Genomic DNA, 22356 nt, shown 5'->3' with positions numbered 1-22356 from the left:
GTCCGCCATGCCGATCACGACGCGCGCCGCCATCACGCGCAAGGCGCACACTCCGTGGGAGATCGTCGACCTGCTGCTCGACGAGCCGAAGGACCACGAAGTCCGGGTCAAGTTCGCCGCGGCCGGGATGTGCCACTCCGACGACCACATCACGCGCGGCGACGCCCCCGTGCGGATGCCCGTCGTCGGCGGGCACGAGGGCGCCGGGATCGTCGAGTCCGTCGGGCCGCACGTGCGGCGGGTCAAGCCCGGCGACCGGATCGTCTGCTCCTACATCCCCGCGTGCGGCGCCTGCCGCCCGTGCGTGACGGGGCACCAGAACATGTGCGAGAAGGGGCTCAACGCCGGGACCGGCATGTTCCTCGACGGCACCTTCCGCTTCCATCTCGACGGCGAAGACCTCGGCGGGTTCTGCACGCTCGGCACGTTTTCGCAGTATGCCGTGGTTTCGGAATGGGCCTGCATCCCGCTCGCCGACGACATCCCGTTCGAGATCGCCTCGCTCGTCGGCTGCGGCGTGCCGACCGGCTGGGGCTCCGCCGTGCACGCCGCCGGTGTGCGCGCCGGGGAGACCGTGGTGATCTACGGCGCGGGCGGTGTGGGCAGTAACGCGGTGCAGGGCGCGCGGTACGCGGGCGCGAAGAACGTGGTCGTGGTGGATCCGGTGGAGTTCAAGCGGGACATGGCGAAGGTGTTCGGCGCGACGCACACGTTCGCCGACGCCAAGGAGGCGCACGACTTCGTGGTCCAGACCACGTGGGGGCAGCTGGCCGATCACGCGATCTGCACCCCGGGCGTGCTCACCGAGGAGATCGTGAACTCCGCGGTGCAGATCACCGGCAAGACCGGCAAGGTCACCATCACCGCGGTCGGCAAGCTCGGCGAGCACCCGATCCACTTCCCCGGCGGCATGCTCATCGGCTACCAGCGGCAGATCCGGGGCGCGCTGTTCGGCGACAGCAACCCGCTCTACGACGTGCCCCGCCTGCTCGACCTGTACCGAGCCGGTGACCTGAAGCTCGACGAGCTGGTCACCCGCAAGTACCGGCTCGACGAGGTCAACGAGGGCTACCAGGACATGCTCGACGGCAAGAACATCCGCGGCGTCATCGTCCACGAACACTAGCGGTTCCCTGTCCACGGCTACTGCGCGACGAAGCGGGAGTCCCCGTTGAGAATCAGGATCCACCAGCTCTTAGCCCTCGCGGCGGTCACCTTCCTGGTGGCCGCCTGCGGCGGCGGTCAGGCGGCGAGCACCACGCCGGCCGGACCGCCGAAACGGGGCGGCACGCTCACCGTGCTCGAGCTGTCGAGCTTCGCGGGCGTGTGGCCGAGCGGCCTGGACCCGGCGACCAACACCACCGGCGCGGCCAACCTCAGCCTGATGACCGCCATCTTCGGCGGGCTGTTCCGGTTGTCGGCCAACGACGACGGCTCGAACGCGCACGTCGAGCCGGACCTGGCCGGCGGGTACGACGTCAGCCCCGACGCCAAGACGGTGCGGATCACGATCCGGGACGGGGTGAAGTTCAGCGACGGCACCCCGTTCGACGCGGAGGCCGTGGCCTTCAACTTCACCCGCGACGTCAAGTCCACCTGCACCTGCGCGCCGAAATGGCCGCTGGCCCCGGACGGCATCAGCACCGAGGGCAACACGGTCGTCCTGAAGTTCACCCGGCCCTACGCGCCCGTCATCAACGCGATGCTCGTGTCGAACGCGAACTGGATCGCCTCGCCCACCGCATTGCGGCAGCTCGGCCCGGACAGGTTCAAGGTCACGCCGGTCGGGGCGGGCCCGTTCAAGGTCGAGAACGACGTGCTCAGCTCGGAACTGCGGCTGACCAGGAACGAGAGCTACTACCACCAGGGCCGGCCCTATCTCGACAAGCTGATCTTCAAGTCGATCGGCGGCGACCAGGCCGCGTACCAGGCGGTGCAGGCCGGGCAGGCGCAGGCCTACGAGGGCATGGTGACCACGCCGCTGATCCAGCAGGCGGAGAACGACAAGCGGGTCACGCTGACGCTCCAGCCGGCCAACTCGCCCTACGTGATCCAGTTCAACACGAAAATCCCGCCGTTGAACGACCAGCGGGCGCGCGAGGCGATCTACTACGCGACCGACGTCGAGGCGATCCGCAAGGGCCTGTTCAGGGATCTCTCCCCGGCCTCGCAGACGTTCACCGCCCCGGGCGGCCTGTTCTACCACCCGACGGTGCCCGGCTACCGCACCTTCGACCTCGCGAAGGCCAAGGCGCTGGTGAGTCAGCTGGGCGGGCTGTCGGTGGATCTGGGCACGCTCAAGAGCTACGTCGCGGAGCAGGTGATCACGGCACTGAAGAGCCAGTGGGAGGCCGCCGGCATCCACGTGACCATGCACAGCGACGAGCTCAACGCGCAGATCCAGCAGTACAACTCGGGCAAGTGGCAGATCCAGCTGGCGACCTCCGGCGCGTGGGATCCCGCGGCCGGCACCGGGGTCGGCTTCCGGTTCCTGTCCGGGCGGCCGTTCAGCGGCGTCGACGATCCGCAGCTGGACTCGCTGCTCAACCAGGCGGAGGCGGTCACCGATCCGGCGCGGCGGGACGCGCTCTATCAGCAGGCCGGGAAGCTGATGAGCGACAAGGCCTACGCCCCGTTCCTGCTCGCCGGCCCACGCGGGAACCTCGCCGCCCCCGGCGTGTACGGGCCCGGCCTCACCACCAAGATCCCTCCGCTGGTGGTCAACAACGGCATCCACTGGGACAGCGTCTGGAGGAGCTCATGACCGCGGTCGAAGCCCGTGCGCCGGGCACGCTCGCCCACGTGCTGCGCTCACCGAGCCTGCGGCTGGTCGTACGGCGGCTGCTGATGGCGATCCCGATCGTGCTCGGCGTCAGCATCCTGACCTTCCTCGTGCTGAGCCTGATCCCGGGCAACGCGGCCCAGTTGCTGCTCGGCCCCGAGGCGACGCCGCAGCAGATCGCCGCGCTCAACCACCAGATGGGGCTCGACCAGCCCGCGGTGCAGCGCTACCTGCACTGGCTGGGTGGCGCGATCCACGGCGACCTCGGCAACTCGCTGGTCAGCGGGCAGCCGGTGACCGGGGAGCTCGGCTCGCGGCTCGCGGTCAGCGGTGAGCTGGTCGGCCTGGCGTTCGTGATCTCCCTCGGGCTCGCGATCCCGGTCGCGCTGCTGGCCGCCTACCGGCCCAACAAGCTCATCGACCGGGTCAGCATGTTCATCAGCATCACCGGGCTCTCGGTCGCGAACTACGTGTTCGCGCTGCTGCTGGTGCTGCTGTTCGCGGTGCAGCTGACGGTGTTCCCGGCGATCGGGTTCGTCCCGGTCGGCCAGGGACTGGGGGAGAACCTGCGGTCGCTGTTCCTGCCGGCGGTCGCGATCGCGTTCCCGCTGTTCTGCTTCTACACCCGGTTCCTGCGCGGCGACCTGGTGGACCAGTTGCAGGGCGAGGACTACATCACGACCGCACGGGCGAAGGGGATCGGGCCGTGGCAGGTGCTGCTGCGGCACGCGTTCCGCAACTCCTCGTTCGGGCTGATCACCGTGGTGGGACTCAACCTGGGCACGCTCATCGGCGCGACCGTGATCATCGAGCAGATCTTCGCGCTGCCCGGGGTCGGCCAGTTGCTGCTGCAGGGCATCAACACCCGCGACTACACGGTCGTGCAGGCGTGCGTCGTGGTCTTCGCGATCGTCGCGGTGCTCGCCAACCTGATAGCCGACCTGCTGTACGCCGTACTCGACCCGAGGATCCGCTATGGCAATAGTTGAGGCCGGCGCCTCCGGCGTCCTGCTGTCCGAGGACAGCGGGCTCGGCCGGGGCTGGCTGCGTCACCTCGAGCTCATCGTCCCGATCGTGCTGCTGGTGCTCGTGATCGGCGCCTGCTTCATCTGGCCGCTGTTCGGCGCGGTACCGGATCCGACCGGCGGCGACGTGCTCTCGTCGAGCCTGCCCACGTTCTCGCCAGGGCACCTGCTGGGCACCGACCCGAACGGCAACGACGTGTGGTCGCGGCTGCTCTACGGTGGGCGCTCGTCGCTGACCGTCGGCGTCTCGGTGAACCTGATGGGCCTGCTCGTCGGCGGCACGCTCGGCGCGGTGAGCGCGTACGCGGGTGGCGTGCTCGACACCGTGATCATGCGCATTCTCGACGTGCTGATCGCGTTCCCGTCGCTCGTGCTGACCCTCGCGGTCGCCCAGAGCCTCGGGCCGAGCCAGCTCAACACGATCTTCGCCCTCACGTTCTTCTCCGTCCCGGCGTTCGCGCGGATCTCGCGGGCGGCGACGCTGCGGCTGCGGGAGCAGCCGTTCATGGTCGCCGCGGACCTGTGCGGCACCCGGACGTGGCGGATGCTGTTCCGGCACATCGCGCCGAACATCCTGCCGCAGCTGATCACCTTCTCGATGCTGGGCATGGGCATCGTGATCGTCATCGAGGGTGCGCTGAGCTTCCTCGGACTCGGTATCCCGCCGCCGGCCCCGAGCTGGGGCAACATGATCGCGCAGGGACAGCAGAGCCTGTCGGCGACGCCGATGCTCGTGGTCTGGCCGTGCCTCGCGCTCTTCCTGACCGTGCTGGGGTTCAACCTGCTGGGTGAGACCCTGCGCTCCCGCTGGAGTGGCCGATGAGTGTCGAAGAAGCCGCGCAGGCCGCCGCCGTGTCCGTCCGGAACGAGCCGGGAGAGCCGTTGCTGGAGGTCGAGGACCTCCGGGTGCGGTTCACCGGACGGGGCCGCCGAGTGAACGCCGTCAACGGGCTGTCCTACCGGCTCGCGGCCGGCCGGACGCTCGCCGTCATCGGTGAGTCGGGCTCGGGCAAGAGCGTCAGTTCCCGCGCGCTGATGGGCCTGCTGCCGCCGACCGCGAAGGTCAGCGGCTCGGCCCGGTTCGGCGGGATGGAGCTGGTCGGGCGGTCGGACCGGCAGATGCGCCGGATCCGGGGTGCCGACATCGCGATGGTGTTCCAGGACCCGGCGCGCTCGCTCAACCCGACGATGCGGATCGGCGCGCAGATCACCGAAGCCGTGCGGGCACACCGGAAGGTCGACCGCAAGGCCGCGCACGACCGCGCGGTCGAACTGCTGCAGCTCGTGCGGCTACCCGCCCCGGAACGCCGCTTCCACGAGTACCCGCACCAGCTTTCCGGCGGGATGCGCCAGCGCGTGATGATCGCGATCGCGCTCGCGGGGGAGCCGAAGCTGCTGATCGCCGACGAGGCGACCACGGCGCTCGACGTGACCACGCAGGCGCAGATCATGGAACTGCTCGCCGAACTGCAGGAACGGCTCGGCACCGCGATCGTGCTGATCAGCCACGACCTGGGGCTGGCCGCGAGCTACGCCGACGACGTGGTGGTGATGTACGCGGGCCGCGCGGTCGAGTACGCGCCGGCGAGCAAGCTGTTCGCGCGCGTCCGGATGCCCTACACCGAGGCGCTGCTGGGCGCGATCCCGCGGCTGGAACGTGAGCCGCACGCGGAGCTGCCGGTCACCCCGGGACAGCCGCCGGATCTCACGCGGCTCCCGCCCGGCTGCCCGTTCGCCCCCCGGTGCTCGCGGGCGACGGACGAATGCCATACGAAGCTCCCGCCGTTCGCCGAGCACGAACCCGCACACTGGTGGGCCTGCTGGCATCCCTGCGAGGAGACCGCATGACTCCGCTGCTCAGTGTCCGCAACGTCGTCCAGGAGTTCACCGCGCGCGGCCGCGGCGGGACCAAGGGTGGCGTCGTGCACGCCGTGTCCGATGTGTCCTTCGATCTCGAGGCCGGGGAAACCCTTGGTGTGGTGGGGGAGACCGGTTCCGGAAAGTCCACTTTGGCCCGGTCGATTCTCCAGGCGCCCCGGCCGAAGTCGGGTGAGGTGGTCTTCCAGGGCGAGGACCTGATGAACCGGCGCAGCCGCGCGCTCACCCAGGCGCGGCGGCAGATGCAGATGGTCTTCCAGGATCCCTACGGTTCGCTCAACCCGCGGTGGCGGGTGTCGGAGATCGTCGAGGAGCCGCTGGTCGGCTATCGCGCCCCGAACCGCGACGCGCGGGTGCGGGAGCTGCTGGACCTGGTCGGGCTCAACCCGGACACCTACGCGCGCCGGCGCCCGCACGAGCTGTCCGGCGGGCAGTGCCAGCGGGTCGCGATCGCGCGGGCGATCGCGCTCGACCCGGCGCTGGTGGTCTGCGACGAAGCGGTGTCCTCTTTGGACGTGCTGATCCAGGCGCAGGTGCTGAACCTGTTCGAGCGGCTGCGTCGCGAGCTGAGCCTGTCCTACCTGTTCATCTCGCACGATCTGGCGCTGGTCAAGCAGGTCAGCGACCGGGTCGCGGTGATGCACCTCGGGCAGCTGTGCGAGATCGGGCCGGCGGATTCGCTCTACCGCGCGCCGATGCATCCGTACACGGTCGCGCTGCTGTCGTCGATCCCGAAGCTCGACCCGGGCGCCCGCCACGCCACGCAGCCGGTGGGGCTCAAGGGCGAGCCGCCTTCGCCGATCTCACCGCCGAGCGGCTGCCGGTTCCGCACGCGCTGCCCGTTCGCCCAGGACCGGTGCGCCACGGAGTCCCCGGCGCTGCGTGAGCTCGCGCCCGGCCACAGTGTCGCCTGCCACTTCCCGATGACACCGGAACAGTAAGGGACAACATGGAAATCTCGCTCGAAGGCAAGGTCGCCGTCGTCACCGGGGCCGGGCCCAACATCGGCAGCGGCATCTCGCTCGCGCTGGCCCGGTACGGGGCGAAGGTCGCGTGCAACGATCTCGACGCCGAGGCCGCGCAGAGGTCGGTGGAGCGCGTCGAGCGCAACGGTGGCACCGCGATCGCGATCCCCGGTGACGTGACCGACGAGCGGCAGGTACTGTCCTATCTGGACAAAGTGATCGACACCTTCGGGCAGATCGACATCCTGGTCAACAACGCCGCCGTGCTCGGCGGGCGCGGGGTGCTCGATGAGAGCGCGGAGTTCTTCTCGCGCGCCGTCCAGGTCGCGGCGATGGGGAACTTCCTCAACACCAAGCACGCCGGCCGGCACATGGCCGAGCGCGGGATCCGCGGGTCGATCGTCGCGATCTCCTCGTCCAACGGCTGGTCGGGCACCGCGGGGGTGATCGCGTACGCGTTCCACAAGGGCGGGGTCAACAACTTCGTCCGTGCGGCGGCGATGGATCTGGCGCCGTACGGGATCCGGGTCAACAGCTTCACGCCCACGGCGCCGACCCCGGACAACCCGGACCTGATCGCGGAACAGGGCCCGGGCGGGGTGCTGGATCGCCCGCGCTCGGGCGGTCTCGGCGGCCCCACCGGTGACGAGCCGTGGCGCCGGCCCGCGCGCTGGAGCGGCGACCGGATGCCGCTCGTGCCGATGGGGACGACGGGTACCCCGACCGACATCGGGCACTGCGTCGCGTGGATGTGCTCGGACTACGCCCGGCTGATCACCGGCTGCGACTTCGTGGTGGACGGCGGCGCCCGCGCGAAGAACTTCGCCTACGCCCCCGCGGCCCCCGCCGACCTGGCCGGCCCCCTCCCCGTCATCCCCCTGGAACAAGTCCCCCACCCCACCCACTAGTCCCCGCCGAGTTGGCCGTGCGCGTCGCCGAGTTGGCCGTGGGTGTCGCCGAGTTGGCCGTGCGCGCCGAACGGCTGACGTGGCGGGCCAATTCACCGACGTGGCGGGCCAATTCACTGACGTGGCGGGCGAACACGCCGTCAGACGGGGTGGGCGGTGCGGGACCAGCCGCTGAAGCCGAACGGGCGTATCACCATCGACATCGCCGCGTTGCGCGCGCCCGCCACGATGATCGGGATCTGCTCGGGGCTCGGGGTCATGTGCAGGCCGTGCTCGTCGACGCCGGGGGCGTCGAGGTCGTCCAGACCCTTGCCCGCGCGCTCGAGATCGGCGTGGGTGCGGATCGCGTGGTCATACAGCCACCGCTGGACGTCGGCCTTCGAGAACCCGCCTTCGGCGAACAGTTGCGCGTGCTCGACGCTCAACACCAACCCCGCCGAAGAGAACCGTCCGATCGCGGCGCCGGTACGAGCGACCGTGTCGCAGAAGTCCCACAGCACCTCTTCGGGTTCCTTGGTGTGCCGGTTGTCCACGAACTCACACGTGCGCAGCAACAGCGCCGACACCGCGCTCGTCCCGGGCGCCAACCCCAGCTCGGCCGACAGCGGTTCCCACGGGCTTTCTTCCTCGTTCTCCCCGACGCACAGCGTCCACCGGCCGGGCAGGCCCTGCGTCGCCTGCTCCAGTTCGTGCGGCCGGATACCGAGCACGTTACGCACCACGAGCCCGATCGACCGCGCGATCGTCGCGTTGGCGCGGAACCCCGGCCCGAGTACCCCGCCGGTGGAGTTGATCCCCAGCTCCGCGCGGACCGGCCCGTTGACGATGATCAGCGGGGCCGGGCCGCTGGTGCTCTGCCAGCCGCCGCCGGTGACGACCGGCTGGGCCATCAGCGCGTCCCACGCGGCCAGCACGACCGGGAAGTATTCCGGGCGGCAGCCCGCCATCGCGGCGTTGACCGCGGCCTGCTCGACCGTGCACTCGCGATCCAGATGCGGTACGGCGGCGACGACCTCGTCGCGCGCCCGCGGCGTGGCCGCGAGGAACTCCTCGACCATCTCGGCGGTCGCGGGCACGATCGGCAGCCCGTCGGTCCAGCCCTCGGCGTACGCGTGCTCGACCGCCTGCCGCGCATAGTCGAGCCGCTCGGCGTCGCGCTCCAGCGCGGTATCGGTCATGCGGCGGCCGTCGCGGGCGTGGTGAGGATGCCGACCAGATCGGGCAGGATCCGCCGCGCGCGCTCGCGGACCTCGTCGAGGTCGAGCGGGGCCACCGGGTGCGGGGTGCGGGTGTAGCCGTATCCCTTGGCGCCCTTGAGATCCGCCATCGCGTCGGCCGTCGCCACGAACGCCTCACTGCAGATGACCACCGCGGGCACGCCGGCCGCCTCCAGTTCGAGCCCGTCGGCCACGGCCGAGGCGCTGCACGAGCCGCAGTCGCCGACCCCGACGACCACCACGTCACAGGCCTCGACCAGTTCGGCGCGCATTTCGGCCGGCGCGGTCTCGGCGATGTTGAGTTTCTTCCGCCGCACCAGGCCTGCCGCGCCGTATTCGGCGGTGAGCAGCTCGCCGACCTCATCCAGGAAGGCTTCGGCGTTCTTCTTCGTGTTGGCCAGCAGGCCCACGGTCAGCCCCGCCAGCCGGGCCGGGCGCGGAGCCAGTTCCGCTCCGTTCGTGCTGGCCGGGCGGGCGGTCGGATCGATCATCGCCTCGAACATGCGCACTCCTCAGCTAGTCTCCCGCCCCGACGCTAACGGCGCCCCTTCCCGCTCCGCCACGGCCTTTTCGTACTCCGGAAGGGGGCGTACCAGCACGACCGCGACGAGGCTCACCGCGCAGATCGCGGCCAGGTACAGCGCGAGCGGCGTGGACGAGTGGTAGGCGCCGAACAGGGCGGTGAGGACCAGCGGTCCCACCGCGCCGCCGATCAGGCCGCCCAGCTGGTAGGCGACCGACGCGCCGCTGAACCGCAGCCGGGTGTGGAACAGTTCGGTGAACAGCGCGCCCTGCGCGCCCGCCATGATCGCCTGCACGACGGCGGCCACGAAGTACGCCACCACCGCGGCCGTGAGGCTGCCCGTGTTGACCAGCAGGAAGATCGGGAACGCCCAGGCGACCGCGGTGATCGCGCCGACCGTGTAGACCCGCTTGCTGCCCCACCTGTCCGCCCACACGGCGGCGAAGTAGATCCCCGCGATCCACACCAGCGCGGACAGCAGGAGCACGGTGAGCAGCGTGGTGCGGCTGAACCCGGCGACCTTGGTGCCGTAGTTGAGCATGTAGACCATGACCGTGTAGCCGACCGCGGGCGGGGCGATCGCGGCGAGGCTGGCCAGCAGCAGGGTCACCGGCTGTTCGCGCAGCAGCGTGCCGAAGGGCAGCCTGCTGACCTTGTTGGTCTCCTTGACCCGGCGGAATTCCGGGCTCTCGTTGAGCTTCCGCCGCACGAGCATGCCCACGCCGAGCAGCACGGCGCTGAGCAGGAAGGGGATCCGCCAGCCCCAGGCCTTGAAGCTCGCGTCCGGCAGTTGCGACGCGATCAGGAACACCAGGTTCGAGGTGAGCACCCCGATCGGCACGCCGAACTGGGCGAAGCTGCCGTACACCGCCCGCTGCCGCGGCGTCGCGTGCTCGGTGGCGACGAGTACCGCGCCGCCCCATTCACCGCCGACCCCGAAGCCCTGCAGCAGCCGCATGATCACCAGCAGGATCGGCGCCGCCACCCCGATCGCGGCGTAGGTGGGCAGGACACCGATCAGGAACGTCGAAAGCCCCGCCATCATCAGCGTCAGCACCAGCATCGCCTTGCGCCCGATCCGGTCGCCGAAGTGCCCGATCACCGCGGCGCCCAGCGGGCGGGCGATGAACCCGACCGCGAACGTGCCGAACGCGGCGAGCGTGCCGGCGACCGGCGAGAAGGACGGGAAGAACAGCGAACCGAACACGAGCGCGGACGCGCTGCCGAAGATGTAGTAGTCGTACCACTCGATCGAGGTGCCGACGCAGCTGGCGAGCAGGAGCGAGGCCTTGCTGGGCGGGGAGCCGGTCATTTTCTGCCTTTCGCGGCGTCGAGGAAGGACACTCGAAGTAAAGAAGCCTTCACCTCCGGCGTCGTCGGTCACGCGCCGTACCTGGGCCGCGACGGATGTCTCACGTCCGCGTGATCGGCACCTCCACCACCAGCGGCCCGCCGGTCGCGGCCAGCGCGTCCCGCAGCGCGCCGGCGTCCTCCACCCGCCGAGCGGGCAGCCCGTAGCCGCGGGCGACGGACACGACGTCGATCCCGGGCAGGTCCATCCCGGGCACCTCCGACACGCCGAGCCGTCCGGTGAACCGGCGCAGCGCGCCGTACTCGTCGTTGCGCAGCACCAGGAACGTGATCGGCAGCCGGTGGTGCGCCGCGGTCCACAGGCCCTGGATCCCGTACTGCGCGGCACCATCGCCGAGCACGGCGAACACGCGCCGCCCGGGATCGGCCAGCGCCACGCCGACCGCGGCGGGCAGGCCGAAACCGAGCCCGCCGGCCGCCGGGAAGTAGAGCCCGCCCGAGCGGCGGATCGGGATCCGCGCCCAGAACGCGCCCGTGTTCGACGTGGATTCGTTGACCAGCACGGCATCCGGGGGAAGCACGTCGGCGAGCACGTCGAACACGGCCTCGGCCGGGAACGGGGCGCTCGCGGCGGGCACCGCCTGCGCGGCGGGCCGGGGCGGTACCGGGGGACGGCCGGAGCCGGTCACCAGACCGGCGAGGCGGGAGACCACCTCGCCGACGTCACCGACGAGCGCGTCCCCCATCGGCGAGCGCGCGGCGGCCGCGGGATCGGAGATGACCGCGACCAGTTCGGTGCCCGCCGGCAGGAACGGGCCGGGCTTGTTGACGTGGTAGCGGAACACCGGTGCCCCGAGCACGAGCACGAAATCGTGCCCCGCCAGGGTTTCGGTGATCCCGTTGACGGTGTTGGGCAGCACGCCCCGGTAGTGCGGATGCGTTGTCGGGAACCCGCAGCGTGGCGGGCCCGGCGGCAGCCAGACGGGCAGGTTGGCCGCCTCCGCGAGCTTCACCACCTGGTCGAACACCGGCTCGCGGTCGGCTTCCGGGCCGACCACCAGCACGGGCGCCTTCGCGGCGTCCAAGCGGGCGGCCAGCCGCTCGATCTCACCCTCGGCGGGTGCGGCGAGCGAGGTCACCCGGCGCCGCCCGAGGTGCTCGACCTCGTGCGGCACGACCTCGGCGGCCCAGTCGTCCAGTGGCAGCGACACGAACACCGGCCCGGCCGGCGGCAGCGTCGAAAGGTGGTAAGCCTCGGCGAGCGCGCGCGGGACGTCCTGGGCTCGCAACGGTTCCAGCGCGGCCTTGACATGCGGTCGCGGCACGGTGGTCAGCTCCGGCTCGGAAAGCATCGCGCCGAGCCCCACCATGTTCCGGGCCTGCTGGCCCGCCGTGACGATCAGCGGCGTGTGCTGCTGGCGCGCGTTCGCGAGGTTGCCCATCGCGTTGCCGAGCCCGGCCGCCGCGTGCAGGTTGACCAGCGCCGGACGCCCGGTGGCCTGCGCGTACCCGTCGGCCATCGCGAGCACGGTGCCCTCGTGCAGGCCGAGCACGTACCGGAAGTCGGCGGGAAACCGGTCGAGGAACGGCAGTTCGTTGGAACCGGGATTGCCGAACACCGTCGTGAGGCCCCAGCCGCGGAGCAGCTCATGGACCGTTTCGCGCACCGTCGTCATGACCCCAGTGTTGACCATCGACGCCGTCCTCGCCGGGCTTCGCGCGGGTTTTCCGCGTCGCGAAAGGCGTATCGCGGCAGGCCAGCCCGCCCCGGCATAGTCCGATTCATCGTGAACCCTGAGGGAGCAGCCATGACGACCGTCCTGCCCAGCCCCGAGACCAGCGCCCTCCTCGTCGACAATGCCCAGCTGATCGGCGGCGAATGGGTCCCGGCGAAAAGCGGCGAAACCATCGACGTGATCAACCCGGCCACGCGCGAGGTCCTGGCGAGGGTGCCCAGGGGAGGTGCCGAGGACGTCGATGCCGCCGTGCGTGCGGCGGCCGCCGCGTTCCCGGCGTGGCGCGACACGAGCCCGACCGAGCGCGGCGCGCTGATCATGAGCTGGGCCCAGAAGATCCGTGAGCACGAGTCGGAACTCGACGGCCTCGAGTCCCAGGAGGTGGGCCGGCCGTCGTGGGGGCCGCCGCCGATGGCGCGGATGCTCACGTTCATCGCGGGCCAGGCCGACAAGGTGCAGGGCCTGTCCCTGCCGGCCGGGACGCCGGACGTGCTGGGCCTGACGCTGCGCGAACCGTACGGTGTCGTCGGCGCGGTGATCCCCTGGAACGCGCCGGGACCGATGTTCGCCAACGACGTGGGCGCCGCGATCGCGGCGGGCAACACGATCGTCATCAAGCCCGCCGAAGACGCTCCGCTCACGCCGCTCGCACTGGCGAAGCTCGCCGTCGAAGCCGGGATCCCGCCCGGGGTGGTCAACGTCGTCACCGGGTATGGGCACGAGGCCGGCGCGGCGATCCCCGCGCACAAGGGGATCCGCCGGATGAGCTTCACCGGTTCGCCCGAGACGGGTTCGCTGGTGATGGCCGCCTGCGCGAAGAACCTCATCCCGCTGCACCTCGAACTTGGCGGCAAATCCCCGCAGGTGATCTTCGGCGACGCCGATCTCGACGCGGCCGTGCCCGCGATCGCGAACGGCATCACGCTGAACACCGGGCAGATCTGCGCGGCCGGTTCGCGGGTCGTCGTCGACCGGTCGGTGCATGCGGAAGTGGTGCGGCGGCTCGCGGAACGGCTCGGCCAGGTCCGGATCGGGCCGTGGCACGAGAAGGTCCAGATGGGTCCATTGATCAACGCGAAGCAGCACGACCGGGTGCTGAACTACCTGAAGGTCGGCCGCGAGGAGGGCGCCGAACTCGTCGTCGGCGGCGGGGTGCCCGACGGCCCGGAATTCGAGCGTGGGTTCTACGTCGAGGCCACCCTGTTCGACCAGGTGGACCCCGGGATGCGCATCGCGCGGGAGGAGATTTTCGGCCCGGTGCTGTCGGTGATCCCCGTGGACGGGGAGGCCGAGGCGCTCGAGGTCGCGAACGGAACCGACTACGGGCTCGTCGCGTCGGTCTGGACCCGTGACGTCGGCCGTGCGGTGCGGCTGTCGAAGGGCTTGCAGGCCGGGCAGGTCGCGGTCAACGCGGCGCTCGGCGCGGGCCTGGTCGGCGCGCCGTTCGGCGGGTACAAGCGCAGCGGTTTCGGCCGCACCATGGGCGCGGACGCGGTGCTCAACTACACCCAGGTGAAGGCGGTGTCCCTGCGTGGCACGAACTGACTTCCGGCTGCGGGTGCTCATGGAGCCCCGCCACGGTTCGCGATACGACGAGATCCTCGCGCTGGCGCGGGCGACCGAGGACGCCGGGTTCGACGCGTTCTTCCGCTCGGACCATCTGCTCGGGGTGGACGCGAACGACCGCACCTACCGGCCGACCGACTGCTGGACCACGCTCGGCGGCCTTGCCCGCGACACCTCGCGGGTCCGGCTCGGGGCTCTCGTCGGCGCCGCGACCTTCCGGCAGCCCGGCCTGCTCGCGACGATCGTCGCGTCGGTCGACGAGATGAGCGGCGGGCGTGTCGAGCTGGGCCTCGGCACCGGCTGGTACGAGCGTGAGCACGCCGCGTTCGGCATCCCCTTCCCGTCGACGCGCGAGCGGTTCGACCGGTTCGAGGAACAGCTGGAGATCATCACCGGGCTGTGGCGCACCGGCGAAGGCGACGAGTTTTCCTTCACCGGCAAGCACTACGGCATCGAGGCGAACGGTGCCACGCCGCGGCCGGCGCAGGACCCGCATCCGCCGGTCATCATCGGCGGCTCGGGCCCCAAGCGCACCCCCGCCATCGCCGCCCGGTTCGCGAACGAGTTCAACGGCGCGCTCGGTGGTGATCTGCGCGACCGGTTCGCCGTGTTCGCGCGGGCCTGCGAGGCGATCGGCCGTGACCCGGACGAGGCGCGACGCTCGGCCGTGCTGCCGGTTGCGTGCGGTTCGACGCCGCGGGAGGCGGCGCGCCGCGGCGAAATAATGGGCTCTGAGTTCATGCGCGCCAATGCCGTCATCGGCACCCCCAGGCAGGTGACCGACCGGATCGGCGAGCTGCGCGAGGCCGGTGCGGACACGGTGTACCTGCACATCTACGACATCCACGATCTCGAGCACATCGCATTGCTCGGCGCCGAGGTCGTGCCGCAGGTCGCGGCGACCGCGGTCGCCTAGGCACCGGCACGCGAGAAAGGTCCTGCTGTGGTCACACCCGGCTTCGTCGCACCCGAAGACCGTGCGGCCGTCGAGGCGGCGCTGCGCGAGCAGCTGAAGGAGCTGCCCGCGCGCTCGGCGTTCTACCACGATCTGTTCGCCGAGCACGGCAACCCGTCGTTCGAGACGCTCGACGATCTTGGCAAGTTCCCGTTCACCGGCAAGCAGATGCTGCGCGAGTCGCAGGCCGCGGCGCCGCCGCTGGGGCGGCACGCCGGGGTCGGGCTGACCGAGGTCGTCCGGGTGCACGCCTCCACCGGCACCACCGGCAAACCCAGCTGGGTCGGCGTGACCCGGCGCGACGCCGACACGTGGACCGACATGGTCGCGCGGGCGTTCCGCACGATGGGGGCCACCCGCGAGGACGTCGTGCTGCACGGCGCCGGGCTCACCTTGTTCGTGGGCGGCCTGCCGATCCGCGACGCGCTGGAGAGCATCGGCTCGACGCTGGTCCCGATCGGCACCGGGGCATCGGAGAAAGCCGTGCTGGCCATGGAAACCCTGGGCGTCACCGCCCTGCATTCGACCCCGTCCTACGTCCGGTACCTCGCCGAGTACGTGCGCGGGCTGGGCCGCGATCCCCGGGAGTTCGGCATCCGCAAGGTGTTCGTCGGTGGCGAGCCCGGCGGGGGAGAGCCCGCCTTCCGGCAGTACGTCGAGCGGGAATGGGGCGCGCCGGTCACCGAGGGGCTCGGGAACGCGGATATGGCGCCGGTCCTGTTCGGGGAGGCGCCCGGCAGCGGGGGCATGCGGTTCACCGGCGGGCGGCATGTGGTCGTCGAGCTGATCGACCCCGACAGCGGCGAGCCGGTGGCGGCTGAGCCGGGCGCGTCTGGCGAATTGGTCTATACCGCGGTCGACCGGGAATGCTGCGCGCTGGTCCGGTTCCGCACCCGCGACCGGGTCGTGGTCACCGGCGCGGCCGAAGACGGCGCGCCGCTCATCCGCTGCGTGGGCCGGACCGACGACATGCTGATCGTCCTCGGGGTGAACGTCTTCCCGTCCGCGGTCAGGGATCTCGTGCAGACCCGCCATCCCCGCACCACCGGCGCGGTGCAGATCGTGGTGCCCGGCACCGGCCCGCGGGTCGAGCCGCCGCTGCGGGTCGAAGCCGAGTGGGGTGAGGCGCCCGGCGACCACGCGCAGCTGCGCGAGGAGCTGGAAACCCTGATCCGGGCGCGGCTTTCGGTGCGCGCGGAGGTCACCCTGGTCCCGCCCGGCTCGCTCGAACGATCCGAAATGAAGTCCCGGCTGGTCCGGCCCGCAGGCTAAGGAGAGACATGGCAGAAACCGTCCGTGCGGCCGTCCAAACCGGACCCCGCAGCATCGAGATCCGCGAGTTCCCCCGGCCGGAGATCGGGCCCGACGACGGCCTGCTGCGCGTGGAGGCCAACGGCATCTGCGGCAGCGACGTGGAAACCTTCAAGGGACACATGGGAAACCCGGACCGCGGGCCGTTCATCCCCGGGCACGAGCCGATGGGCATCATCGAGGACATCGGGGAACGCGCCGCGGAACGGTGGGGCGTGCAGCCAGGCGACCGGGTCGCGCTCGAGGTCATCGTGCCGTGCCGCGCGTGCCAGCACTGCCTGACCGGCCGGTACCAGTCGTGCCCCAACCGCAAGTATGGGCACGGCGTGACGGGCATCGACGTCGAACCCGCGCTGTGGGGCGGATTCGCCGAGTACCTCTACCTTTCGCCCGGCACGATCGTGCATCCGATCGACCGCTCCGTCCCGGTCGAGGTCGCGGCGATGTTCAACCCGCTCGGCGCCGGCGTGCGCTGGGCGGCCCAGCTCGGCGGGATCAAGCTCGGCGACACGGTGGTCGTGCTCGGCGCGGGGCAGCGCGGTATCGCGTGCGTGATCGCCGCGAAAGCGGCCGGGGCCGGCACGATCATCATCACCGGGCTGGAGTCCGACCGGCACAAGCTGGACCTGGCCCGCGAGTTCGGTGCGGACCACACAATCACGGTGGACTCCAAGAACGACACGGTGAACACCGTCGAGCGGATCCGGGAGATCACGAACGGCGCGATGGCCGACGTCGTGCTGGAACTGACCCCGATGGCGGCCGCCCCGGTGACCGACGCGCTGCTCTCGGCGCGCCACGGTGGCCGCGTCGTGCTGGCGGGCCTCAAGGGCGGCAAGGAGATCCCGCTGCGCACCGACCTGATCATCAACCGCGCGCTGCAGGTGTTCGGCGCGTTCGGGGTGGACGCGTCGGCGAACGAGCAGGCGATCGCGATCATCGAATCCGGCCGCTTCCCGCTGGAAAAGCTGCACACCCACACGTTCGGGCTCGACGACACCGTCAAGGCGATCGAAACGCTCGCCGGCGAGGTGCCGGGCGAAACGGCGGTGCACGTGTCCGTCCACCCCAACAGCTGAGGAGATCCCGTGCTCGCCGATGCCCACGCCCACCTGCTGCCCCGCGACTATCCCACCGGCGCCCCGGAATGCTTCCCGCGGATGGAGGCGATCGACGGCGAGTCCGCGCGGATGCTCCTGTTCGGGGCGACGCGGTTCCGCGCGAAGGACGCGTTCTTCGACGCCGAGCGGCGGATCGAGGAGCAGGCGGCGTCCGGAGTGGACTTCGAGGTGCTCAGCCCGATGCCGCCGTTGCTGAAGTACGACCTGCCGGTGGCCGACGGGCTGGCGCTGGCCCGGCATGTCAACGAGTTCACCGCGACGCTGTGCGCGTCGGACCCCGCCCGGTTCGCCGGCCTCGGCATGGTTCCGCTGCAGGATCCCGAGATCGCGGCAGCGGAACTCGCGCCGATGAAGGAGGCGGGACTGCGGGGCGTCGAAGTGGCGTCGAACATCCTGGGCGCGTCGATCGGGCACGAGCGGTTCTTGCCGTTCTTCGCCGAGGCCGAGCGGCTCGGCATGGCCGTCTTCGTGCACGCCATGCCGAGCGCGACCGACCGGCTGCCCATGTCCACGATGGGCACCTACGTGGTCGGCCTGGAAGGCGCGCTGGCCGCCGCCTCGATCATCACCGGCGGGATCGCGGCGAAATGCCCGGATCTGCGGGTGTCGTTCAGCCACGCGGCCGGCGGGTTCGGCCTCATGGTGCCGCGCGCGCAGTACTTCTGGGGCGGCACCTGGAACGAGGAGCCGGCAATCCCGGAGCGGGCGCCGGCCCACGACGACGGCCCCTCGCCGCTGGAGTACGCGCGCCGGTTCTACTACGACTCGATGGTGTTCGACGTGCGTGCCGTGCGGTACCTGGTCGAGTTGCTGGGCGCGGACCGGCTCCTGGTCGGCTCGGACTTCCCGGCGATGCCGCGCGAAGAGCCCGCGGGCCGCACCCTGCGGATGGCGGGGCTGCCCGAGTCCGACCTGGACGCCGTCCTGTGGGACAACGCCTTCCGCTTCCTGGGCATCGACCCGCCCCGGTGACGCTCAGGCGTTCGGCGGCGGCCCGAGTGTCTCGATGCCGTAGCGCAGGCTCACGTCGATCAGCTTCGGCACGTCGGGCGGCGTGGGCGGCGGCAGGTCCGGGCCGGCCGCGGGCCTGCCGAGTTCGGCGATGAACTGGTCGAATCCGGCCGGTGCGGTGATCTGCAGGCCCCGGACCGGGCCGTCGGACACCGTGAACGCGTGCGGGATCCCGCGTGGCAGGAACACGAAGTCACCGGGACCCGCCAGCCAGTGCCGGTCGCCGCAGTCGACCTCGATACCGCCTTCCAGCAGGTAGAACGCCTCGTCCTCGCGGTCGTGGCGGTGCAGCGGCGGCCCGAAACCGGCCGGTGCCGACCATTCGAGGAAGGTGAACGCGCCGCGGGTCTGCTCGGCGCCCGCCTTGACCGTCATCCGCGTGTCCAGGAACCACACGTGCGGGCCGTCGCCGTCCCGCAGCACGTAACCGTCCGGGTCGAAGCTCATGCCGCACCGCCGGGGCAGTAGAAGCGGATCTCGATCCCGTCCGGATCGCGCAGCCCCATGAGCACGGATCCCACGTGTCCCTGGGCGATCCCGCCGTGCGCCTCGCCGAGATCGTCCAGGCGCCGCTGCCACGCGCGCAACGCGTCGGCGGTGGGTACGCACAGCGCGATCGGATCGAATCCGGTGAAGCCCCCGACGTGCGCCGGATCGTGGCGCAGCGCGAGGCTGACCGTCTCACCCGGATCGGTCAGCGCCACCCCCTCGAGTACCCCGTCCTCGACGAACTCAAGCTGGATCCGGAACCCGAGAACGCGTTCGTACCACTCCAGGCTGCGCCGGACATCGGAGACCGGCAGTTTCACGTGATGGAAACCGGCGAGGGTGGTGTCCATGGCCCCTCCAAGATTCACTAGAGCCGTCTCTAGCGAGATTCGTTAGAGTAGCATCTAGCGAGTGAGCGAGCCTGTCAAGACCAACCGCCGTACCGCGCAGGCCCGCGCCACGCGGTCGCGCATCATCGAGTCCGCCCGCGAACTGTTCCTCGGGCAGGGGTACGCCGCGACCACGCTCGACCAGATCGCGCTGCGCGCCGGGGTGGCGGTGCAGACGGTGTACTTCCACTTCCGCAACAAGGCCACGGTGCTCAAGGAAGTGATGGACGTCAGCTCCGTCGGCGACGACGCCCCGGTTCCGCTGCTCGATCGCCCCTGGCTGCGGCGGGTTCGCGAGGAGCCAGACCCGCGCCGGGCGGTCGCGATCTGGTTGCGCAACAGTCGCGCCGTCTACGGCAGGGTCGCACCGCTGCTGTCGGTGGTGCGGGACGCGGCCGGCGCCGATCCGGACATGGCCGCGCAATGGCGCGTCAACCAGGACCAGCGCTACGTCGCGCACCGCACGCTGGCCGAGATCCTTGCCGCGAAGAAGGCCCTGCGACCGGGCCTGACCGTCGCGAAGGCGGCGGACATCATCTTCACGCTCGTCAGCCCCGAGGTGTACCTCCTCGTGACCGGCGAACGCGGGTGGAGTGCCGCGCGGTGGCAGAACTGGGTCACCGCGCTCGTCGCGCAGGAGGTCCTGGAGCCCTGACTTGCGTGGCGCCGCCCGCGGGGCGAGGGTCGTGAGTGATGGTGGCGATCGCGGGGCGCGGGTGGACAGCTGTCGTGGTGCTGGCGGCGGCGTTCACCACGGCGATGCTCGGTACCACCCTGCCGACCCCGCTCTATCCCGAGTACCAGCGTGTTCTCGGTTTCGGCGAGCTGGTCACGACGCTCGTGTTCGCCACTTACGCGGTCGGGGTGATCGCGGCCCTGCTGCTCACCGGCCGCTGGTCGGACGAACTCGGGCGGCGCCCGATGCTGCAGGCGGGGCTGGCGCTGTCCGGCGCGTCCGCGCTCGTGTTCCTCTTCGCGGGCACGACGGGGTGGCTGTTCGCCGGGCGCATCCTGTCCGGGTTCTCGGCCGGGATCTTCGCGGGGACCGCCACCGCGGCCGTGGTTGACGTCGCGCCGGACAAGGCGCGCGCCGGGCTCGTCGCGGCCGCGGCGAACATGGGTGGTCTCGGGCTCGGCCCGCTGGTGGCGGGGGTGCTCGGGCAGTACGCCCCGGCGCCGCTGCGCCTGCCTTACGCCGTCGATCTCGGGCTCGTGGTGCTCGCGTCGATCGGCGTCGCCCTGGTGCCCGAACCCGTCGAGCGCGCGCCGCGTCCGCGGCTCGCGCTCCAGCGGATCACCGTTCCCGCGGGTGTGCGGGCGACCTTCGCGCGCGCCGCGATCGCCGGGTTCGCGGGTTTCGCGGTGCTGGGCCTGTTCACCGGGGTGTCACCGGCGTTCCTGAGCACCGTGCTGCACGACACGAACCGCGCGTTGACCGGCGTCGTGGTCCTGTCCGTGTTCGCCGCCTCGACGGCGGGGCAGGTCACGTCCGCCCGGCTCACCGAACGCCGTGCGATGATCCTCGGCTGCGCGGGTCTCATCGCCGGGATGGTGCTGATCGGCGCGAGCCTGCCGCTCGCGTCGCTCGCCGCACTGCTCGGCGGCGCGGTGATCGCCGGATTCGGGCAGGGCATGGGCTTCCGGGCGGGGCTCATCGCGCTCACGTCGGCCGCCCCGGCCCGGCAGCGCGGCGAGCTCACCTCGACCTACTTCTTCGTGCTGTACATCGGGATCACGCTTCCCGTGGTCGGCGTGGGCGCCGCGGCGACCGCGTTCGGCCTGATCATCTCCGGGGTGGTGTTCGCGGCGGGGGTGGCCGCCCTCGCCGCGGTGGCGCTCGCCCTGCTCAGTCGTTCTCGGGCTGCTTCTGTTCCGGCTGAGGGCGGGCGCTCCGCGGGTGGAGCGCGTTGACCCCGGCGGGGTCGAGTTCCGGGTCGTGCAGCAGCGAACCGACCGCGGACTTGATCACGGACAGGATCGGGACGGCGAGCAGCGCGCCGACGATCCCGGACACCTCGACCCCGATCGCGATCGCGAGCACCACGGCCAGCGGGTGCAGCCGGACCGCGCGGCCGAGCAGGAACGGTTGCAGCACATGGCTTTCCAGCTGCATCACCGCGATGAGGATGGCCAGCACGATCAGCGCGGCGACGATCCCGTTGGCCACCAGCGCGACCAGGACGGCGACCGTGCCGGCCGCGACCGCGCCGATGATCGGGATGAAGGCGCCGATGAAGATGATCGCGGCGAGCGGCACCGCGAGGGGAACGCCGACGAGCCAGATCCCGATGCCGATGCACACCGCGTCCACGCACGCCACCGCCACGGTCGCCCGGACGTAGCTGACGAGCGACGCGAAACCGCGCCGGCCCGCGACGTCGGCCTGGGCGCGCACACCGCGCGGGACGGCGCGCAGCACGAAGTTCCACACCTGCGAACCGCCGTACAGGAAGAAGATCAGCGTGAACAGCGCGAGCAGGGCCTGGGTGAGGGTGGTGCCGATCGTGGTCGCGGTGCTCAGCGCCCGGGTGACCAGCTCCGAGGAGTTGCCGCGCAGCGCGCCGATCGTCCGGTCGATGACCTGCTGGAGCTGGTCGCGCGAGAGGTGGAGGGGACCGCGTTGCAGCCAGTCGTTGATGTTGCCGAGGCTCGCCGAGAGCTGGGCCTGCAACTGCGGCAGGCTCGCCGCGATCGTGGTGATGACCAGCGTGAGCAGCCCGCCGACCGCGACCAGCCCGACCACGATGGCGATCAGCGTCGCGAGCGACCGCGGCACCTTCCACTTCACGAGCCGGTCGACGAGCGGGGCGAACAGCGCGGACACCAGCAGCGCGATGCCGACCGGGATGGTGACCGCCGACAGGTAGCCCAGGACCCAGGCGATCACCCCGACAGCGGCGATGATGAGCAGGAACCGCCAGCTCAGCGCCGCCGCGACCCGCATCCGCCACGGGACGGCACCCGCGGCGTCGCGCAGGTCAGGGCGGGGCGCGGCACCGTCCGGGCTCGTCGCGGGCCGCGGCGCGTCCGCCGTGTCCGCTGGTGGGGGCGGCCCGTCCCCGGCGTGGCCGTTGTCAGCGCCCATCGTGCACCTCCGAACACCGTCCGGTGTCCAGTGTCTCGCGGCCGACGGCGAGCGTGCTTCCGGATCCCCCATACCGAGATCGAA

Annotated in this window: 21 protein-coding genes; 14 read left to right on the top strand and 7 right to left on the bottom strand. The window is 71.2% G+C overall.

The features are described 5' to 3' along the window. Positions 1–7 precede the first annotated feature (7 nt). Genes FG385_RS21480 through FG385_RS21450 form a run of 7 tightly spaced genes read left to right on the top strand, consistent with a single transcriptional unit; the run spans position 8 to position 7558 of the window. Entirely contained in the window at positions 8–1126 is a 1119-nt protein-coding gene (locus tag FG385_RS21480) for an NDMA-dependent alcohol dehydrogenase (RefSeq protein ID WP_139098556.1), read from the top strand. A gap of 45 nt (positions 1127–1171) precedes the next feature. Continuing rightward, positions 1172–2764 carry an ABC transporter substrate-binding protein gene (locus FG385_RS21475; protein ID WP_139098555.1) on the top strand — a complete coding sequence of 531 codons (1593 nt, stop codon included), beginning with the start codon at positions 1172–1174 and terminating at the stop codon, positions 2762–2764. Further along, positions 2761–3771: an ABC transporter permease gene (locus tag FG385_RS21470; RefSeq protein ID WP_139098554.1), complete on the top strand. Its 1011-nt coding sequence runs from the start codon at positions 2761–2763 to the stop codon at positions 3769–3771. The genes FG385_RS21475 and FG385_RS21470 overlap by 4 nt, the downstream gene beginning before the upstream one ends. Then, positions 3758–4630 carry an ABC transporter permease gene (locus FG385_RS21465; protein ID WP_139098553.1) on the top strand — a complete coding sequence of 291 codons (873 nt, stop codon included), beginning with the start codon at positions 3758–3760 and terminating at the stop codon, positions 4628–4630. The genes FG385_RS21470 and FG385_RS21465 overlap by 14 nt, the downstream gene beginning before the upstream one ends. After that, positions 4627–5655 (top strand): ABC transporter ATP-binding protein, encoded by a 1029-nt coding sequence (locus FG385_RS21460; RefSeq protein ID WP_139098552.1) that lies wholly within the window; start codon positions 4627–4629, stop codon positions 5653–5655. Before FG385_RS21465 ends, FG385_RS21460 begins: the two co-directional genes overlap by 4 nt. After that, on the top strand, positions 5652–6626 hold the full coding sequence (locus FG385_RS21455; protein ID WP_139098551.1) for an ABC transporter ATP-binding protein: 975 nt from the start codon (positions 5652–5654) through the stop codon (positions 6624–6626). Before FG385_RS21460 ends, FG385_RS21455 begins: the two co-directional genes overlap by 4 nt. 8 nt (positions 6627–6634) lie before the next feature. Then, a complete protein-coding gene (locus FG385_RS21450; protein WP_139098550.1) occupies positions 6635–7558 on the top strand; it encodes an SDR family NAD(P)-dependent oxidoreductase in 924 nt (307 codons plus the stop codon). A 140-nt stretch (positions 7559–7698) separates the two neighbouring features. On the opposite strand, the gene FG385_RS21445 is transcribed toward FG385_RS21450, so the two are convergent. From FG385_RS21445 to mdlC, 4 genes are all read right to left on the bottom strand, one after another. Next, positions 7699–8736, bottom strand: a complete 1038-nt coding sequence (locus FG385_RS21445) for a hypothetical protein (RefSeq protein ID WP_139098549.1) — start codon at positions 8734–8736, stop codon at positions 7699–7701. After that, positions 8733–9278 (bottom strand): UGSC family (seleno)protein, encoded by a 546-nt coding sequence (locus tag FG385_RS21440; protein ID WP_139098548.1) that lies wholly within the window; start codon positions 9276–9278, stop codon positions 8733–8735. Before FG385_RS21440 ends, FG385_RS21445 begins: the two co-directional genes overlap by 4 nt. 9 nt (positions 9279–9287) lie before the next feature. Next, on the bottom strand, positions 9288–10610 hold the full coding sequence (locus tag FG385_RS21435; RefSeq protein WP_139098547.1) for an MFS transporter: 1323 nt from the start codon (positions 10608–10610) through the stop codon (positions 9288–9290). 100 nt (positions 10611–10710) lie between these two features. After that, positions 10711–12285 (bottom strand): benzoylformate decarboxylase, encoded by a 1575-nt coding sequence (mdlC, locus tag FG385_RS21430; RefSeq protein ID WP_139098546.1) that lies wholly within the window; start codon positions 12283–12285, stop codon positions 10711–10713. A 132-nt stretch (positions 12286–12417) separates the two neighbouring features. Between mdlC and FG385_RS21425 the strand changes: the two genes are divergently transcribed. The 5 genes from FG385_RS21425 to FG385_RS21405 are packed head-to-tail and all read left to right on the top strand — an operon-like array spanning position 12418 to position 18270. Beyond that, complete coding sequence (locus FG385_RS21425; protein ID WP_139098545.1) at positions 12418–13890, top strand: aldehyde dehydrogenase family protein; 1473 nt, start codon at positions 12418–12420, stop codon at positions 13888–13890. Further along, positions 13877–14827 carry an LLM class F420-dependent oxidoreductase gene (locus FG385_RS21420; protein ID WP_139098544.1) on the top strand — a complete coding sequence of 317 codons (951 nt, stop codon included), beginning with the start codon at positions 13877–13879 and terminating at the stop codon, positions 14825–14827. Before FG385_RS21425 ends, FG385_RS21420 begins: the two co-directional genes overlap by 14 nt. Before the next feature lie 27 nt (positions 14828–14854). Beyond that, the gene (locus FG385_RS21415; RefSeq protein WP_139098543.1) at positions 14855–16138 is read left to right on the top strand and encodes a phenylacetate--CoA ligase family protein; all 1284 of its coding nucleotides are present in this window, start codon (positions 14855–14857) and stop codon (positions 16136–16138) included. A gap of 8 nt (positions 16139–16146) precedes the next feature. Then, complete coding sequence (locus FG385_RS21410; RefSeq protein WP_139098542.1) at positions 16147–17256, top strand: zinc-dependent alcohol dehydrogenase; 1110 nt, start codon at positions 16147–16149, stop codon at positions 17254–17256. 9 nt (positions 17257–17265) lie between these two features. Beyond that, on the top strand, positions 17266–18270 hold the full coding sequence (locus FG385_RS21405) for an amidohydrolase family protein (RefSeq protein ID WP_139098541.1): 1005 nt from the start codon (positions 17266–17268) through the stop codon (positions 18268–18270). 3 nt (positions 18271–18273) lie between these two features. Here FG385_RS21405 and FG385_RS21400 read toward each other — a convergent pair whose 3' ends face one another. Beyond that, the gene (locus tag FG385_RS21400) at positions 18274–18756 is read right to left on the bottom strand and encodes a quercetin 2,3-dioxygenase (RefSeq protein ID WP_139098540.1); all 483 of its coding nucleotides are present in this window, start codon (positions 18754–18756) and stop codon (positions 18274–18276) included. Then, positions 18753–19148, bottom strand: a complete 396-nt coding sequence (locus FG385_RS21395; protein WP_139098539.1) for a VOC family protein — start codon at positions 19146–19148, stop codon at positions 18753–18755. The genes FG385_RS21400 and FG385_RS21395 overlap by 4 nt, the downstream gene beginning before the upstream one ends. A 61-nt stretch (positions 19149–19209) precedes the next feature. On the opposite strand from FG385_RS21395, the gene FG385_RS21390 reads away from it, so the two are divergent. Together FG385_RS21390 and FG385_RS21385 are read left to right on the top strand one after the other, a co-directional pair. Further along, a complete protein-coding gene (locus FG385_RS21390) occupies positions 19210–19842 on the top strand; it encodes a TetR/AcrR family transcriptional regulator (protein ID WP_200834579.1) in 633 nt (210 codons plus the stop codon). Positions 19843–19880: 38 nt separating this feature from the next. Continuing rightward, a complete protein-coding gene (locus FG385_RS21385) occupies positions 19881–21098 on the top strand; it encodes an MFS transporter (RefSeq protein ID WP_139098538.1) in 1218 nt (405 codons plus the stop codon). Here FG385_RS21385 and FG385_RS21380 read toward each other — a convergent pair. Beyond that, positions 21034–22272: an AI-2E family transporter gene (locus FG385_RS21380; RefSeq protein ID WP_139098537.1), complete on the bottom strand. Its 1239-nt coding sequence runs from the start codon at positions 22270–22272 to the stop codon at positions 21034–21036. The two genes, FG385_RS21385 and FG385_RS21380, sit on opposite strands and share 65 nt — an antisense overlap. Positions 22273–22356 lie beyond the last annotated feature (84 nt).

Source organism: Amycolatopsis alkalitolerans (assembly GCF_006152065.1).
Classification (GTDB): domain Bacteria; phylum Actinomycetota; class Actinomycetes; order Mycobacteriales; family Pseudonocardiaceae; genus Amycolatopsis_E; species Amycolatopsis_E alkalitolerans.
The sequence above is the reverse complement of the archived record's forward strand: the minus strand, read 5'-3'. Positions and strand labels throughout refer to the sequence as shown.